The following is a 15,341-nucleotide window of genomic DNA, read 5'->3' on the forward strand; positions in this document are numbered from 1 at the left end:
ACTTCTATTAGATTGTCCAATTGAATGGCGAGGTTGGCACTGAGTATGAATACTCATCGCAAAGGTGGGATGCTCCCCATCTAGTTCAGGGTAGTGGGATTGATGGTCATCCCACCCAGTCGTTAAACAATCAACGATAAAATCACTGGTCTCAGCAGATTGTCCCAAGTAAATCGACAACTGGTTGGTATCGGTATTAAGAATGCCAAAGGGGACTAAAACGGCTTGCCACGCTGTATCGTGGTCATCGGCAGCCTTCGGCTCCAAGGTTCGTGCTTTCCCATTTCGGGAGAGGTTGCCAATCTTGACTTTGGCTTTGCTATCAATGGAGAGTCGCAACGATTTGGGGTTGTCATCCGAGGTCTGATTCTCTCGGAACACATTCTCGAAAATCGCATCGGTTTGAGCAATCTTTTTCAAGGGTTTGGTCTTCTGTGTTTTTTTAGGCGATATCCCATGCGATTAAGAATCGCACCGATGGTTTGACGCGTGGGTAATTGCGGCTCGGCGTACCCCTTCTCGCTCATTAAGGCTGCTCGCACGGCTCTAGCACTGATGCGAGTAACAAGAACGTGGATTGAAACTTTGGGTCTGCCTGAGCCTGTCCATCCCCTAAGCTGCGGATATCTGCTTCTAAATCAGACAGCACCCTTTCACTTTTGTGTCGTCCTCGTGCCCGATAATTATCGACACAAATCATCCCGGTTCGTCTTTCATGCAAGCCTAGTTGAACCCCATCGCGATTCCATCCCAAAACCGTTTCTGCTTTTCGGGCTGACCCATCCAAGTAATCTTCGGCGACCTTTGCCATGAAGTCTCGTTTGCGGTGACTTGTCAGTTTCTGAGCGGCATCTTTGAGAGTGACTTTGACCGATTCGCTGAACATCATTCCTAAAGTTTCCTATTCTAGAGGTTGGATTAGGAGCAGGGTAATTCCCCATCTCCTACCTTCTAGAATGCCTGGGACTTTATTTCTCAGCAAGTCCCTAAAAGCGATCGCGTTTCAACTCAAGTCGCATTCAATGCGATGAATTCTAATCGCTGGATGTTGCCGTTGTCGATAAAGGATTGTTCTCCTACGCCGACTAACTCTACGATGACTGCTCGATCGCCAACATTCCAGTCACCCTGACGCGCTTCAACTTCAACGATCACTGCTGTGTCTACTTCTCTGACTCGATAGGTTGTGGTTGCCCAAGCACCCGATCGAAACTCAAAACTCTCCCCGTCATCTTCATACAAGGTGAATTCTCCATCGCCTGACCAAACTTTTAGGCGCAGTTGCTTGATCGGGTGTTCATCTACAAATTGCATTACAGGCTGCATCGGAATGATTGACCCAGCTTTGATATAGAGCGGCATTCGTTCGAGTGGGGCGTGGGCGAGAATAGAAGTGTTGCCTTGGTAGCGATCGCCGCTCCACCAGTCATACCAAACGCCTTCGGGTAGATAAACTGCCCGATACTCTACTCCAGGACGGCAGATCGGAGCCGCCATAATCGACGCGCCCAACATTACCTGATCGTGTAGTGCATAGGTTTTAGGATCGTTGTGATAGTCATAAAGCAACGGACGTAATATTGCTGCGCCAGTCGTAGTAGATTGCCAAAATAGCGTGTAGAGATAGGGCAACAGTTGATAGCGCAATTCGATGTATTGTCGGCAAATTTGCTCAACGCGATCGCCAAACATCCACGGCTCATGAAGGTTTGATTTCAGTGCCGAATGAGCGCGCATAAAGGGATACAGCATTCCAATCTGCATCCATCGAGCGAACAACTCTGGTGTTGCGTTTCCAGCAAACCCGCCGATGTCTGCCCCCACAAAAGCGACCCCCGACAAACTCGTATTGCAGAGCATTGGCAGCGACATTTCTAAATGCTCCCAAAGGGATTGGTTGTCGCCCATCCACACCGCAGACCAGCGCTGAATTCCGGCAAAGCCCGATCGGGTCAACACAAACGATCGTTGGTTGGGGCGCAGTTGTTCTAAGCCCTGATAGGCCGATCGTGACATCGTTAATCCATACAGGTTATGCGTTTCGGCGTGTGTTCCCCCTTCTGCGATCGGGCCTTGAGGCGCATCTAACGGAAAGAAGATTTTCTTGCCTTCGTCACCAAACGGACGCTCGTCTAAAGTCGGCTCATTCATGTCGTTCCAGATGCCAGCAATGCCCGCATCGGTCAGCACTTTTTGATAGTTGCCCCACCACTCGCGCACTTCTGGACGCAAGAAATCGGGAAACACAGACTTATCTGCCCAAACATAGCCATAGACCAATTTGCCGTCAGCACCACGAACAAAATACTCGTTTCCTAACCCTTCGTGATAGACCGAATAGTCACCATCGGGTTCGTATTTAACGCCTGGATCGACGATCGTCACCGCTTTAAATCCTGCCTGCTTCAAATCGCCGATCAGTTTAGCAGGATCAGGAAATCGCTTCGGACTCCAAGTAAACACCCGATAGCCGTGCATATAGTCAATATCCAAGTGAATTACATCACAAGGAATTTGACGATCGCGAAACTCTTGGGCAATTTTCTGTACTACTTCTTCTGATTCATAACTCCAGCGACATTGGTGATAGCCCAACGCCCATTTTGGCGGCAGGGGCATCCGTCCAGTCAGTTGAGTGTAGGTGTCGAGAATGTCGGCAGGAGTTGTTCCATAAATAATGTAATAGTCCAGTTCAGGACTGTTGGTTTGCATCTGCCATACATCTGATTTTGTAGCTCCTAAATCAAACTGACTCCAATAAGTTGAGTTGAGAAAAATGCCATAAACCAAACCAGTCCGCAGCGTTATAAAAAACGGAATCGCTTGATACATTTCATCATTGATTGACGAATAATCTAATGCGTCAATCGTCCAATTAGTTTTAATTTCGTAGCGTTTGTCTAAAAGCCCCGATCGCTCTCCAAACCCATAAAAGTGATCGTCTGTGTGAATCGTTTTCCAAGCCGCAACTTGCCCGGTTCTCCAGCCCATTTCAGCATCGTGAGCAAATGGTTGACCCTGCAAGTCATAGCAGGTAATTTGGCAAGGATGTCGCTGAATTTTGACGCAGATTTGATCGGTTTGAATGACGATCGCGTCATCGGTTTGCTGCACCTCGAATTGAGGGATCTCCCACTGATCATCGTCACGGGTGACTGCCCACGATCGCCGGGGCAAAAACTCTCCCTGGGGCGCTAACCGAACTCGAATCAACTTAGGAGAGAGAATGCTGAGTCTAAGTTGAGCCTCTCCGCAGTCAAGGTGAAGGTGGCGATTCTCAAGATTGAAGCGTTGTAAATCTCCTAAAATTGACCAGGGCTGATCGGTAGTCGGCAGTTTTCCAAAGACTTGTGGCATGAAGAATAGTTCTAATGATTTAACAGCATTGCGAACGGACGGATGATTTGGGTAGGAGCAATCCCCCCGTGGTTGCCCTCCGTCAGGGGTAGGCACGGGGGCGCTACCCCTACAGCCATTTCATCTTCTCATTGTGCAACGCTAAATTAACCTTTTAACAGCGATTCTGCGCCATCAATCCAGACCTCTGTGCCCGTGATGTGACTCGATGCATCAGACGCTAAAAATGCTACCAGTAAACGCACCTTGAGCCGCTTTTGTGCAGGAATATGCTGTCGCGCCACTGTTGCTAAAAATTCGAGTGCCGTTAACCGAAGCTGTTACAATAATTGCTCCGCCCTGTTACTTAAGATAAGGCACCGCATACTTCACAGTTAAGAATGTGCCTTTAAGATTCGTGTTGATGGTTTTATCCCATTCTTCGGGTGTGAGTTCTTCGATCGGTGCCCAAACTCCATTAATTCCAGCATTGGCGAATACAATATCGATCGTGCCAAACTGTTGTGCAATTTTATCGATCGCTGACTGCACTTGCTCAGGTTGAGAGACATCGGCGATCGTCGCAATTCCCTCCTTGAGCGCTTGCTTCTTGAGTGACATCACCTGCATAGGCGATCGCAGTTCCGCCCGACTGACGAATGGCGTTTGCAACTTCTTCGATCGGATCGCTGGGCAATCCATTGACTATAACTTTCGCGCCTTCTTTAGCAAACTTGTGGGCGATCGCTTCGCCGATTCCGGTTCCGGCCCCAGTGACGATCACTACTTTATTTTCTAATCTTCGAGTCATTATTCTTTTGTAGATTAAGGTTTCTCTCAAACTGTCATCGAGCAAAGTAATAGATACCTCCATCTGAAGTTAGGTTATAGAGTCACCCCTTAGCGAGGCGAAGACCGTTGACTCTCTTGATAACTTTCAGAAGGTAAATTATGAGGTTTTTATGACATACACCACATCAAACACTGAAAACGAGTCAGTCAGCGCCTTTCAGAGCTTAGACACAGACCAGCAGCTAGCTTTGTTCTGGTTTATTTATACTGAAATGGGTGACTCAATTACTCCGGCTGCTCCGGGAGCCAGCACCGTTTCTCCGGATATTGCTGAGGGGCTTTTTAATCAAGTCAAAGACTTATCTCACGAGCAACAGTTAGAAGTGCAACGGGATCTGATTAATCGCAAAAACACGCAATATACGCGCATGTATGGGGCATTTGGCGACACCACCAAACTGCTATTTTGGTATCGTCTCGCTCAAGGCATGGAGAACAGCACGATCGTGCCGATGCCTGCGGGTTATGAGCTTTCTTCTGAAGCAAACGATTTGCTTAACCAGATCAAAGGGTTAGCTTTTGATCAACAAATTACGCTATTCCGCGATATTGTTTCCCCAATGGGAGTAGACCCCACAGCAGTTGAACACGACCCCGAAACAGGTTTGTAAACACTAATAGACCTCCTGCACGAATTCGGGAACGCCCCCTAAATCCCCCAATTCTGGGGGACTTTGAACTCCGGTTCCCCCAGAATTGGGGGTTAGGGGGCGAGATCGCAGGGTGGTTTACGTCGAGAATTTTATTCATGCAGGAGGTCTAATGAAGCGATCGTTCCTTGCAGGGAGCGATCGCTTTCCATTCTTTATTTTCAAAGCTATATGCTTGTGTTCGAGATCAAGTACGATGCAAGTAATTATAGCAGTAAGCCAACTGCGATGAAGTGTGAAGAAGATGAGCGATCCAGAGTTTGCGAGTTGGTTCACAAAGCTAAGAGAGGATATTGACGTGATGGCAAATATGCCAAAAGTTGAGGCGGAGAGGCTTGTGGTACTTCACAGCAAGCTGATCGATTTAATCGATTTCCTTGACCCTCATTGCGTTAGAGTGCCACCCATGTATCGCACTAGGATTGAACAGCCCTAACCACTATGCTCAACAATTGTGTTTGAATCAGCGAGGGTAAAAAATCTTTAGATAGAATACGACGTAGATCTATATCTTCAATTTGCTGTTTAATGCAATGCGAAAACTTCAACCTTGGGTGCTGCTGTCTTTGGTAATCTGCCTTCTTGTGGGAATTCTGGCTCAGAGTGGAAAGGCTGAATTTGCGGCTAACTCAGAGTTATGCGACCCGCCGATCGCCCCGTCCCCTATTTCGCAACCTGCTCAGTCTTCTGATGTTGCAGCGACGATCGAGCAAGTTGAGCAACGTTGGAAAAAGCAGTATGAAGACTACTTTCAAGGAAAACTGACCAGTGAGATTCTTCCGGCAGCACAGATTGCGCGATCGCTGGCACAAATTAATCAACAAACGAAGCATCATGCGGCCCTGATCTATGCAATTCCGCAGCCCGATCGCTTAGACGTAATTCTCGTTTTAGAGACTGGAAAGCTGATTCAGAAAAAAGTGCCCGCCGCTAATCAAGCGCGATTGCTGGAAACGATTCAGGCATTTCGGATGGGCATTCTGCGTCCCGATTCAGAACCCGATGAATATCTTCAGCCAGGACAACAGCTATATCAATGGCTGATTGGCTCCATTGCCCCAGAGTTAGGGAATACCGATCTCCTGATTTTTTGCTTAGGAAGCGGGCTGCGGAGCCTCCCGATCGCGGCGCTGCACGACGGAAAACAGTTTTTGATTGAGAAATATCAATTGGCAATCATTCCCGCTTTTAATTTGCTCGATCGCGCAGCTCGCAACTCTTCTCAAACTCAAGTGTTGGCAATGGGAGCCTCAACGTTTAACAATCAGCCTGCCTTGCCCGGTGTGCCGCTCGAACTCGCGGCCATCACTCAACCGCCCTGGAATGGCAAACAACTGCTCAATCAAGACTTTACGCTCAAAAATCTCCGTCAACAGAGAGCCAGCTTTCCCTATAGCATTGTGCATTTTGCGACTCACGCTGAGTTTGCCGCCGGAACGATCGATCGCTCTTATATTCAGTTTTGGAATCAACAGCTTCGCCTCGATCAGCTTCAAGAATTAGGATTGCAGCAGCCGCCCGTGCAACTCCTGGTTTTGAGTGCTTGTCGAACTGCCTTAGGCGATCGCAACGCCGAGCTAGGATTTGCAGGATTAGCGGTGCAAGCAGGCAGCAAAGCGGCGATCGCGTCCTTATGGTCAGTCAGCGATCTCAGCACTCCACTCTTGATGCAGGCATTTTATCGTCAGCTCAAAACTGCGACCATCAAGGCGGAAGCGCTCAGATTTGCCCAGCTTGAGATGCTGCATAATCGGCTGCACCCCAAAGATTTACCGACTCAAGCGATCGCATCTAGTACAAACTTATCTCACCCCTATCACTGGGCAGCCTTTACCCTAGTAGGAAATCCGTGGTGAGGTTTTGATCATGCACGCTCGTCACAGCATCACCGATCTGTTTTCGACATTTCTTCAGTTTGAATCGAATGTAGCGACTTGCTGGAGTGTGGATGCAAAACTTCAGCGCAGTATCAAGCAGCAGATTCAAAACCGACCAGAGGCGGAACCTGCCTTTTGGGAAAGATTTTGGCATCAATGCGCTCAGGCAGAAGCCGAAGAGCCACGATCGCTGGCGATCGGGCATCTCTCTGCTTATCTACAAGAAGCTTGCTATTGGAGCGTTCAAAAAGTCATTCAGTCTCAAAGAGCCAGTCAGATTGCAGATTTTTTTCAGATTGCGATCGCGTCCGTTCCCAAAATTCTCAAAGCTTGTGAAGTCAGTGGTCGAGCAACCCTAAAAACCTACGCGAGTACTGCTTTTGGAAATGTGGTTCGCGATTGGCTCAGACAACGGCGCGAAATTGATCTGTGCAACGAGTGGGGACTGTTGCTCAAACTTAGCCGCAAGCGATTAATCGAAGTGTTGCAGCAAGAAGGACTGAGCCGCATGAGAATTGATCAGCTTGTGTTGGCATGGCAATGCTTTGAGGCAAGTTATAAACCTGCGAAAACGCCTGGTTTGCGGCGATCGACTGCGCCTGACTCGGAAACCTGGCAAGTGATGGTCGATCGCTATAATCATGCCCGATCGCCAGAATGGACGATGACGACTGCGGTTGAGTTAGAGCGCTGGCTGTTGTACTGTGCGAGTCGAGTGCGAAATAGTCTGTATCCCTCAGTGGCCTCGCTGAATGCACCCAGGGGCGATCGCGAATCGAGTGAGTTGCAGGATAATTTGGTCAATGACAGCAATTCACTGTTAGAAACGCTGATTGTTGAAGAAGAAAATCAGCAGCGTCAGACCCAACACAGTGAGATTGCTCAAGTGTTGGTGGATGGCATTGCCTCGCTGGATGCCACAACGCAAAAACTATTAGCGCTTTATTATCAGCAGCAGTTGACCCAACAACAAATTGCCAAACAACTTGAGATACAGCAATATACCGTTTCTCGCAAATTGACGAAAACGCGAGAAACATTATTGCTGAAATTAGTGCGTTGGAGTCAGGACTTACATATTTCTGTTAGTTCCAACGTGATAAATGTCATGGGGGCTGAGTTGGATGAATGGCTTCAGCACTATTACGCTAACCACGACTCCAGCGATCGCCCGTCAAATCAAGCTTCGGAGCAATGACTATGACCTTTCTAGACTGTCTGACTGAACTGAGTTTAGAGATTCCACCGTCTGTCCATGATGCTGCATGGCAGCCGCTTCAAGGGCAAGCGAGTTGGAGCGCTTATCTCAATCAAGTGTGTTTGCAGACCGTGTTGCCCTGGATACAAACAGAATATATTCCTCATGCTCAAAGCGGGTTGTCGGGTTCGCAACTGGCTTCGGCTTGGCAACTGGTGAATGGCACCTCGATCGTCTGGAATAACTGTCGAGCGATTCTGATTCCCACTCGCTCGATCGACACTTCTGAGCTGCGAGTGCCCCAAGAATGGATGGATATTCCAAGTTGGGTTGGAGACTATTATTTTGCAGTTCAGATTAATCCAGATGACGCAACATTGCGGATCTGGGGATATACAACCCACGAACAAATTAAAACATTGGGGACGTATGATGCAGACGATCGTACTTACTCGCTAGATGCCGCCTATCTAATTCGAGATATCGGCGTGTTTTGGGTGGCACAGCAGGCAGAATTGAATGAAGTCACTCGCTCAACGGTTGCGCCGCTCAATCCGATTTCTGCAACTCAAGCGGAAGCGCTCTTGCAACAATTAGCGCATCCCTTAGTCATTGAGCCTCGCTCAGTGTTGCCGTTTGTCCAATGGGGCGCATTAGTCGAACAAGCTGATTGGCGCGATCGCTTGGTGAGACTTCAACGCCAATCGCAAACACCTATTGTTAATTTAAGCCGTTGGCTACAGCAGAGCTTTGAAACAAGTTGGCAGAGTTTAGAAAGTTTGTTCGACAACACTAGTACACTTGCCTATAGCTTTCGACAAGTGGCTGACTCTGCACTATCCGTTCAGCGAGTCAAAATGGTTGATCTTGATCGCCGATCGCTGTTACTGATTGTGCAAATAGACCCTGATTCCTCTGATCGCCTCACGATTCGTATTCAGCTTAGATCGGCTGATCCACAGTCCACGTTACCGAGTGGAGTTCGGCTGACGCTGCGATCGGGCACCGATGAGATTATCCAAACTATTACAGCAACCGATCAAGACAATCTCATTCAACTGAAGCGATTTAAATGCCCGATCGCAACTCGCTTTACGATCGAACTTGCGATCGCGACTGAAACCATCGTTGAACCTTTTGTTGTGTAGATTATGGAGTTTGTCATTGTTCTCAATTTTGGGCAGGGACACTGGGAAACTGGATTTCCTAGCGTGTTCGCGCAACTTTGGGAACCCAATCACCCAACCCCAATGCAGTTTGGCGGCAGTCTGCCTGCAATGCCTGACCTTGTGAATGCTCATCAACGTTGGCGATCGCAATATTCGTCACTGTATGCTCATTTGGGGTTGCGGCGGCTGCCTGATTTTGAAGTCGAGAATGACGATGATACTCATGTTTCGCTGGCGGAATTTAACGTCCTTTCCAAAACGCTTCAGCGTCGTCTCAATCAATGGCTGAACGCTCCCTCGTTTCAACCGATCGAGCGATCGCTGAGAACTCGACTCTCTCCCCACCATGCGATTCGATTGATTATTGTGGCTGAAAATCCACAAGTCCTACAGCTACCGTGGAATTTATGGGATTTTCTAACCGATTATACGATCGCTGAAATTGCGCTCAGTCTGCCAACTTTTGCTCGATCGATTGAAGTGCCGCAACTTCAATCAAAAACACATCGTCAAAAAGTAAAAATCCTTAGCATTTTAGGTAACGCCAAAGGAATTGAAATCGAACGCGATCGCCAACTGCTTCAGCAATTACCCAATGCCGAAATTCAATGGTTAATTGAACCAACGCTACAAACCGTTCAAGATCATCTTTGGCAATCAGAATGGAACATTCTATTTTTCGCAGGTCATAGCGATAGTCGTAAAAAAGGCTGCATTCAAATCAACCAAACTGAAACGATCACGATCGAACAGTTGAAATATGGATTGCGCCACGCGATCGCTCACGGGCTGAAATTGGCAATTTTTAATTCTTGTGATGGATTAGGACTCGCCTATGATCTAGCAGATTTGCAGCTAACGCAAACAATTGTAATGCGAGAACCTGTTCCCGATCGGGTAGCGCAAGACTTTCTCAAACACTTTTTAGCAGGCTTTGCCCAAGGCAAATCGCTCTATGTTGCCGTTCGAGAAGCGCGCGAAAAACTGCAATCGTTAGAAGGCGATTTTCCGTGTGCAACGTGGCTCCCTGTGATTTGTCAAAACCCGGCAGAAGTGCCTTCACGCTGGTCAGATTGGTCTGCACCTCGATCGTCGCGTCCCCATTTCACGCGATCGCAAACCATCACGATCGCGCAGTCTAGTTTAATCATCACCCTCGCGATCGTAACTCTGCGCTGGTTGGGTTGGATGCAGCCGCTAGAGCTACAAACTTTCGATCGCTTGATGCAATATCGCCCACCAGAGCCGCCCGATGCCCGATTGTTAGTTGTGCGAATTGATGAAGAAGATATTGAAAAACAGAATGCCGGATCTTTATCAGATGCAACGCTCGATCGATTGCTAGACGTTCTGTCGCGTCATCATCCCCGCGTGATCGGACTCGACCTCTACCGCGACTTCCCCACGCAAAATCCATCTCTCAAACAACGATTAGAGCAACTGACTCAACGCGATCAATTGATTGCTATTTGCAAGCGTCCTGATCCGATGTCCCGTGACTTAATCGGCGTTGCGCCACCGCCCAATATTCGCGCTAGCGAGATTGGCTTCAGTGATTTTGTGCAAGACGAAGATAGTGTGATTCGCCGTCACTTGTTGTTTGTTAGCCCCAAGACAATTTCCACCTGTACTACACCCTATGCGCTGAGTGTTCAGCTTGCCTTTCGATATCTCGCGGCGGAACCCAGCCCTATTTTGCCGACGTTTACCCCTGAGCGCCATCTCAAACTAGCAAACACCGTTTTTTTAGGATTGAGCGATCGCACCAGTGGATATCAGTCCCTTGATGCGCGAGGAAGTCAAATATTGTTGAACTATCGATCGCTGCCGCCTCAAGATATTGCCCAACAAGTCACTGTGCGTCAGGTGCTCAACGGGCAAATGAACCTTGAAGCCATCCGCGATCGCGTCGTCTTAATTGGCATGACTGCACCCAGTAGCGGCGATTTTTTTGCAACACCTTACGGAAAGAGCTTTCCGCAGCGAGTGCCCGGTGTGTTTGTTCATGCTCAGATGGTAAGTCAGATGCTCAGTGCTGTGTTAGATCACCGTCCTCTACTGTGGGTGTGGTCGCCCTGGGTTGAGGTGCTGTGGATTGGCAGTGGCTCGATTCTAGGAGGACTAATTGCCTGGAAGTTTCGCCACGCCAAGGGATTTATAATCGCGATTATACTCAATAGTGTTGTAGTCATAGGTGGATGCTATTGTCTGCTGATCTGGGGCGGCTGGGTTCCGCTTGTGCCGATGTTGGGGGCTGTCTGGTTAACCGCAGGTGGGGTTGCTTACCGCTTCATGATTCATGAAAGAAAATTAAGATAGCGCCTTTTTTGTATGGGTATGGCACTGCCGTGCCCTCTTGCAGATCTCTCATATTCACAAATCAAATAGGTATAATCATGTCATTCATCAAAGCATCCGTCGCAGCATTCACTCTCTCAATCGTGAGCTTGCTTGGAATCGTTCATTTGAGCGAAGCAAAACCTCAAACTCCACAGCGGATTCGGTTCGATCCGCCCACGCCTCCTGATCCGGGTGAACCGAGCGATCGTGGTCAAGGGGGCGGGAGTAGGGGCCCTTGTGAAGAACGCTATCAAAGCTTCACAGCACTAGTTCCAGTGATTCGTCCAGATACTTTATGGGGCTTAACGGTTCGCGATCGTCCGACGGTTTGGTTTAGTCTTCCCGCCCAACTCAACACAGAAGCGCCAGCCCAATGGCGACTACAAGATGCTAAAGGCAAGCTGATTTATAAGACAATTCTCCGCATTCCTAAAACAACCTCGACATCCCAAATTATTAGTCTTTCGGTGCCAACAACCGCCCCGCCTTTAACCAAAGGAACCTATCGTTGGGAACTGGCGATCTTTTGTGATGAATCGATCGACACCCCAGTAGTTCGTCGAGGCACGATCGAACATATGACCGCTTCTCCCAAATTACAGCAAGAACTCGCGATCGCCAAAACCCCGCTAGAACGCGCGACAAACTATGCAAAATATGGAATTTGGTACGATGCACTCTCTGAATTAGGCACCCAGATTCGCGTTTCCAAAAACAACAATGCGATCGCCGCCTGGAATGAATTACTTCAACAACAAAACCTGACCGCTCCACCGACCATCACACCTTGCTGCACCACAAAGTGAACTCAACTCGCTGATCTACTCCTTCGATGCTCTAACTGAAACCCAATAAAAATTGATGCACTAGACTCCTCTTTGGATAGAAAATAAATTGGGGCTGATCTTGCAGTAACCTAATGTAAAAACAATTCACACCTGTCTTAAACCATGCGAGTTTTCGTTCTCCTGTTTAACGCCCGAACTGAAAATGAGGGAATTCACAGCATTAGCATTGGCGATCGCAATGTGGTCTTAATGTTTGCCGAAGAAGACGATGCCATCCGCTACGCCTTACTGCTTGAGGCGCAAGACTTCCCCGAACCAGCGGTCGAAGCGATCGACCAAGATGAAGTCGAGGAATTTTGCAACGGGTCAGGCTATGAGTGCAAGCTGATTCCTCAAGGCTTTGTGCCTCAAGATGAGTTCGATCGCGTCTTGCTCTCTCCGCCCGAAAAAAATCTCGACTCCACTGACTGGAAGCCCGAAGGCGACACTGCGATCGAAGAAGTCGAGCCACCCGACCCCGAAATCGAGCGCATGCGTCGCAAGCTAGAAGGACTTCTCTAATTACTAACCTCCATGCAACCACTCGAAACGCGGGGTCACTTGCTGACTGAGCAGGTCAATTCCAACAGCTTGAATCTGGATCAATTGTCAGCGATCGAGCTAGTTGAATTATTTAACTGCGAAGATGCCAAAACAATCACCGCGATCGCCGATGCAAAATTATCGCTGGCAGAGGCGATCGATCGCACCGCGCTGTCTCTACGCCAAGGCGGACGGCTGTTTTATGTCGGGGCTGGCACTAGCGGACGTTTGGGTGTGCTAGATGCGGCAGAATGTCCGCCCACGTTTTGCACACCTCCTGACTTGGTGCAAGGCATCATTGCCGGGGGCGCATCAGCTTTGGTGCGAAGCTCTGAAGGCTTGGAAGACCGGGCAGACGATGGAGCCGCCGCGATCGCCCATCATCACATCACTCAGCTTGACGTAGTGGTTGGCATTGCCGCAGGTGGCACAACGCCTTATGTTCACGGGGCACTGAGAGCCGCCCGACAGCGAGGCGCAACCACGATTTTTATCGCTTGCGTTCCGATCGAGCAGGTGAGCGCTGATGTCGATGTCAACATTCGATTGCTAGTCGGTGCAGAAGTGGTGGCAGGTTCCACTCGCCTCAAAGCCGGAACTGTCACTAAGCTGGCACTCAACATTCTCTCAACTAGCGTCATGGTGAAGCTAGGCAAAGTCTACGGCAACCGCATGATCGATGTCGCTGTGACCAATCAAAAGCTGCACGATCGGGCCCTCGGCATTTTGCAAGACCTGACTGATTTGAGTCGCGAAGAAGCTGGATTTTTATTAGAGCGAAGTGGCCGATCGGTGAAACTTGCGCTCTTGATGCACTGGACAGGGTTAGAAAAAGCAGAGAGCGATCGACTTTTAGCAGACCATCAAGGAAACTTGCGGCAAGCCGTTTCGAGCCATGGAGCATGAGGGCACGACATGTCGTGCCCCTACCGTATGGACGTGCCATTGCTCTCGTTGCGATCTATCAGGATGATGTACCGTACGGGTATGGCACTGCCGTGCCCATTAACTTTGCGAGTAACCAACACTAGTCAAAGTGAGTTCGATAGAAGTAGTTCACTCCGATGATGAATTCGGGAAGCCCCCTAAGTCCCCAATTTGGGGGACTTAGGGGGCAGAAGCCGCTGAGAACGAAGCGAAAAAACTCGTCAAACTCACGTTATTTAATTCACGAGCCTAACGATAATCTGGGGTCTGAATGTCTTTGATTCGGGCTTCGGGGCGCAGGAATCGATCGATCTGTGACTCAAAAAATGCCCGATTTGCTTTCAAATGATTCGGATTCGGGTCATCTAAGGGATAGAGCAACGCACCGCGCAGCGCTTGAATTACGGCAGACGTGACGCAATACATCGATCGCTGAAAGCTAATGATTAACTGGATCAGCATATCGTCTTCACCTCGGCAATGCTCCCGGTAATAATCCACGAGATATTGAGGCAAAAAGTGCAACATATCTTGCGCCAATAGCGTCGGCGGAATGCCAGCCGTCCCAACCGGAAACTTGTCGGCATACAACACGCCGAAGTGAAAGTCTTTTTGATCGGCAGGAACCTGTCCCGCTTGAGCGTTATAAGACTTAGTGCCGCGAAATGGAGACGTGCGATAAAACACGGCTTCGACATAGGGCAGTGCCGCTTCATAGAGCCAGGTAAAGCCTTTCGATTTGGGAATGATTTCGTAGCATTCACCTCGAATATAGACGTGGTGATAAATGGGTCGTCCGGCGATCGCGAAGATCCCGTTCACCAAAAAATCCATTGCTTGAGGAACGCTGGTCATTTTTCCCTCATCATACAAATCGGACATCTCAAAAAACACCGGAGCCATGACTTCCCAAAACAACCCCAAGTTGGCGTAATAAGACGATTGACGACACTGCTCTAAAAACAACTCAGGGAAAGCTTTGTGTAGGGCCAGCATTGCCGGATTGCCCTTGAAATAAGCTTTGATCGCTCGATCGGCATTTGCCTTATATTCATCACTATCCAAAAACGGATCGAACTGGTTGACGGGCACATACATACCGCGATGCCAGAGCATTGAGCGCATACACTCTTCGGCAAATTCCATGTTGATGCGATCGTGCCAAAGGTGATGCGCCAATCGGGGAAGCTTCATCTTCAGTTCCCCTTTGTCCATAAATTCTCGCAGTTCGGGGTGGGCATCGGCTTGGCCACGCCAGATTCGCAGATCAGCATCGTCACCCGCATAATGGTTGTGCCGATCCATATACTCATCTGAGATGAAGTATTTGAAGAATGGGAACGGATTGAGAAAAACCTGTTCACCAATATAAAGCAAATCTCGCCAATAGAAATCCATCGGCACTGCATACGCTTTGTATAACCCGATGATTTGCATCAAGTTTTCGGGCGTGTCAGGCAGCATCGACCCCCCTGCTTCGAGGCGATGAATAATGTCAGCAAACTGATGTTGTGAAGGCGGCAGTTTGGTGCGGGTTGCGGTCACGTTCATAGGATTTTCTCACAGAGTAGAAGAGCGATCGAATGAGATTATTTGTGTACTGAATAGAGGAATGAGGTAGG

General features: G+C 48.8%; 15 protein-coding genes. 8 read left to right on the forward strand and 7 right to left on the reverse strand.

Annotation, left to right across the window (positions count from 1 at the left end):
* The 6 genes from C7B65_RS19725 to C7B65_RS28495 all read right to left on the reverse strand — a co-directional run.
* Positions 1–453, reverse strand: a 453-nt coding sequence (locus C7B65_RS19725) for an ISAzo13-like element transposase-related protein (RefSeq protein WP_425320470.1), incomplete at its 3' end; no start/stop codon positions are given.
* Positions 454–526: 73 nt separating this feature from the next.
* Complete coding sequence (locus C7B65_RS19730; RefSeq protein ID WP_106254105.1) at positions 527–889, reverse strand: hypothetical protein; 363 nt, start codon at positions 887–889, stop codon at positions 527–529.
* A 119-nt stretch (positions 890–1,008) separates the two neighbouring features.
* Entirely contained in the window at positions 1,009–3,357 is a 2,349-nt protein-coding gene (locus C7B65_RS19735) for a glycoside hydrolase family 31 protein (RefSeq protein WP_073074394.1), read from the reverse strand.
* Between the two features lie 146 nt (positions 3,358–3,503).
* On the reverse strand, positions 3,504–3,641 hold the full coding sequence (locus C7B65_RS28485; protein WP_219898662.1) for a hypothetical protein: 138 nt from the start codon (positions 3,639–3,641) through the stop codon (positions 3,504–3,506).
* Between the two features lie 58 nt (positions 3,642–3,699).
* Positions 3,700–3,957: an SDR family NAD(P)-dependent oxidoreductase gene (locus tag C7B65_RS28490; RefSeq protein ID WP_219898663.1), complete on the reverse strand. Its 258-nt coding sequence runs from the start codon at positions 3,955–3,957 to the stop codon at positions 3,700–3,702.
* Entirely contained in the window at positions 3,893–4,147 is a 255-nt protein-coding gene (locus tag C7B65_RS28495; RefSeq protein ID WP_219898664.1) for an SDR family NAD(P)-dependent oxidoreductase, read from the reverse strand. Before C7B65_RS28495 ends, C7B65_RS28490 begins: the two co-directional genes overlap by 65 nt.
* 151 nt (positions 4,148–4,298) lie before the next feature.
* On the opposite strand from C7B65_RS28495, the gene C7B65_RS19745 reads away from it, so the two are divergent.
* The 8 genes from C7B65_RS19745 (at position 4,299) to murQ (ending at position 13,698) form a co-directional block, all read left to right on the forward strand.
* Complete coding sequence (locus tag C7B65_RS19745) at positions 4,299–4,799, forward strand: orange carotenoid protein N-terminal domain-containing protein (RefSeq protein WP_073074393.1); 501 nt, start codon at positions 4,299–4,301, stop codon at positions 4,797–4,799.
* A gap of 572 nt (positions 4,800–5,371) precedes the next feature.
* Positions 5,372–6,694: a CHAT domain-containing protein gene (locus tag C7B65_RS19755; protein WP_073074391.1), complete on the forward strand. Its 1,323-nt coding sequence runs from the start codon at positions 5,372–5,374 to the stop codon at positions 6,692–6,694.
* Between the two features lie 10 nt (positions 6,695–6,704).
* Entirely contained in the window at positions 6,705–7,913 is a 1,209-nt protein-coding gene (locus tag C7B65_RS19760) for a sigma-70 family RNA polymerase sigma factor (protein ID WP_073074390.1), read from the forward strand.
* 2 nt (positions 7,914–7,915) lie between these two features.
* Positions 7,916–9,061: a DUF1822 family protein gene (locus C7B65_RS19765; protein WP_181314452.1), complete on the forward strand. Its 1,146-nt coding sequence runs from the start codon at positions 7,916–7,918 to the stop codon at positions 9,059–9,061.
* A gap of 3 nt (positions 9,062–9,064) precedes the next feature.
* Positions 9,065–11,401, forward strand: a complete 2,337-nt coding sequence (locus C7B65_RS19770) for a CHASE2 domain-containing protein (protein WP_073074388.1) — start codon at positions 9,065–9,067, stop codon at positions 11,399–11,401.
* A gap of 77 nt (positions 11,402–11,478) precedes the next feature.
* The gene (locus C7B65_RS19775) at positions 11,479–12,228 is read left to right on the forward strand and encodes a DUF928 domain-containing protein (RefSeq protein ID WP_073074387.1); all 750 of its coding nucleotides are present in this window, start codon (positions 11,479–11,481) and stop codon (positions 12,226–12,228) included.
* 144 nt (positions 12,229–12,372) lie between these two features.
* Entirely contained in the window at positions 12,373–12,771 is a 399-nt protein-coding gene (locus tag C7B65_RS19780) for a DUF3110 domain-containing protein (protein ID WP_073074386.1), read from the forward strand.
* 12 nt (positions 12,772–12,783) lie between these two features.
* Entirely contained in the window at positions 12,784–13,698 is a 915-nt protein-coding gene (murQ, locus tag C7B65_RS19785; protein WP_073074385.1) for an N-acetylmuramic acid 6-phosphate etherase, read from the forward strand.
* A 270-nt stretch (positions 13,699–13,968) separates the two neighbouring features.
* Here the strand turns inward: murQ and C7B65_RS19790 are convergent, their stop codons facing one another.
* Positions 13,969–15,270 (reverse strand): CO2 hydration protein, encoded by a 1,302-nt coding sequence (locus C7B65_RS19790; RefSeq protein WP_073074384.1) that lies wholly within the window; start codon positions 15,268–15,270, stop codon positions 13,969–13,971.
* Between the last annotated feature and the right edge of the window lie 71 nt (positions 15,271–15,341).

It is taken from the genome of Phormidesmis priestleyi ULC007 (assembly GCF_003003695.1).
Taxonomy (GTDB): domain Bacteria; phylum Cyanobacteriota; class Cyanobacteriia; order Leptolyngbyales; family Leptolyngbyaceae; genus Phormidesmis_A; species Phormidesmis_A priestleyi_A.

What these genes read in the sequence shown, in the direction of transcription:
- C7B65_RS19745 (WP_073074393.1), top strand. Translation starts at nt 4,299, where the DNA reads ATGACATACACCACATCAAACACTGAAAACGAGTCAGTCAGCGCCTTT.
- C7B65_RS19780 (WP_073074386.1), top strand. Translation starts at nt 12,373, where the DNA reads ATGCGAGTTTTCGTTCTCCTGTTTAACGCCCGAACTGAAAATGAGGGA.
- C7B65_RS19790 (WP_073074384.1), bottom strand. Translation starts at nt 15,270, where the DNA reads ATGAACGTGACCGCAACCCGCACCAAACTGCCGCCTTCACAACATCAG.
- C7B65_RS19755 (WP_073074391.1), top strand. Translation starts at nt 5,372, where the DNA reads ATGCGAAAACTTCAACCTTGGGTGCTGCTGTCTTTGGTAATCTGCCTT.
- C7B65_RS19770 (WP_073074388.1), top strand. Translation starts at nt 9,065, where the DNA reads ATGGAGTTTGTCATTGTTCTCAATTTTGGGCAGGGACACTGGGAAACT.
- C7B65_RS19765 (WP_181314452.1), top strand. Translation starts at nt 7,916, where the DNA reads ATGACCTTTCTAGACTGTCTGACTGAACTGAGTTTAGAGATTCCACCG.
- C7B65_RS19735 (WP_073074394.1), bottom strand. Translation starts at nt 3,357, where the DNA reads ATGCCACAAGTCTTTGGAAAACTGCCGACTACCGATCAGCCCTGGTCA.
- murQ (WP_073074385.1), top strand. Translation starts at nt 12,784, where the DNA reads ATGCAACCACTCGAAACGCGGGGTCACTTGCTGACTGAGCAGGTCAAT.
- C7B65_RS19775 (WP_073074387.1), top strand. Translation starts at nt 11,479, where the DNA reads ATGTCATTCATCAAAGCATCCGTCGCAGCATTCACTCTCTCAATCGTG.
- C7B65_RS19730 (WP_106254105.1), bottom strand. Translation starts at nt 889, where the DNA reads ATGATGTTCAGCGAATCGGTCAAAGTCACTCTCAAAGATGCCGCTCAG.
- C7B65_RS28490 (WP_219898663.1), bottom strand. Translation starts at nt 3,957, where the DNA reads ATGTCACTCAAGAAGCAAGCGCTCAAGGAGGGAATTGCGACGATCGCC.
- C7B65_RS19760 (WP_073074390.1), top strand. Translation starts at nt 6,705, where the DNA reads ATGCACGCTCGTCACAGCATCACCGATCTGTTTTCGACATTTCTTCAG.
- C7B65_RS28495 (WP_219898664.1), bottom strand. Translation starts at nt 4,147, where the DNA reads ATGACTCGAAGATTAGAAAATAAAGTAGTGATCGTCACTGGGGCCGGA.